Annotated in this window: 1 protein-coding gene; it reads right to left on the bottom strand. The window is 44.6% G+C overall.

Features of this window, described 5'->3' with window-relative positions; genetic code table 11:
- Window positions 1-889: rod shape-determining protein (locus tag COX77_04215; protein PIZ98544.1), on the bottom strand; the 889-nt coding region annotated here is incomplete at its 3' end.
- Between the last annotated feature and the right edge of the window lie 133 nt (window positions 890-1,022).

Raw genomic sequence — 1,022 nt, 5'->3', positions numbered from 1 at the left:
GAAGCGCTCCTCCACCGGCTAGAATAATCCCCTGATCCATAATGTCTGCCACAAGCTCTGGAGGAGTCTCTTCGACTGTCATTTTCACAGCATCGACTATGGCCGTCACGGACTTGGATATCGCCTGACGAACATTGTCTGAATTTATCATTATCGCTTTTGGTAATCCTGTAACAAGGTCTCTTCCCCTCATAGTGGCTTCTAGTTTTTCGTCGCTTGGATAAGCCGTTCCAATGGAAATTTTTATCTCTTCAGCTGTTCTTTCCCCAAGGAGAAGATTGAACTCATCGCGGGCAAACTGAATAATATCATCGTTCATCTCATCCCCGGCAATACGCAAGGACCTCGATGCAACTATTCCTCCCAGAGATATAACTGCTACCTCAGTAGTACCGCCTCCGATGTCCACGATCATACTTCCGGATGCTTCCTGGACTGGAAGCCGAGCTCCAATGGCTGCTGCCATCGGTTCTTCGATCAGGAATGCCTGTCTAGCCCCCGCGTTTACGGCTGCGTCTTCAACAGCTCTTTTTTCTACTTCTGTCACTCCGGAAGGTATACCGATCACAACTCTAGGACGGGGAAAGAGTGTGAAACTTTCTTTGTGAACCTTATCAACAAAATATTTCAACATCTGCTCAGTAATCTCAAAGTCGCTCACAACCCCATCGACGAGCGGGCGAGAGGCGACAATATTTACAGGCGTTCGGCCTACCATTTTTTTTGCCTCTTCTCCAATAGCTAAAATCTGCTTGTTTTTGATATTTAGAGCTACGACGGAAGGCTCGTTGATCACTATGCCTTTTCCTCTAACATAAACTAGGGTATTTGCAGTACCGAGATCTATGCCTATGTCATGTGAAAAATACCCGAATAATTTATTAAACATAATACTTTTTTACTTCTCTTATAGCTTCGTCAATAGTCTTAACAATTCGCACTTCATTCTTTTCTTGATCCAAAATCTCGTAACCACCAGCTCCTAGCGATTTTTCTGAGATAACTATGCGCAGAGGAATTCC

Source organism: Candidatus Komeilibacteria bacterium CG_4_10_14_0_2_um_filter_37_10, from assembly GCA_002793075.1.
Classification (GTDB): Bacteria; Patescibacteriota; Patescibacteriia; order UBA1558; family UBA1558; genus UM-FILTER-37-10.
This window is presented reverse-complemented; position numbering and strand designations above follow the sequence as displayed.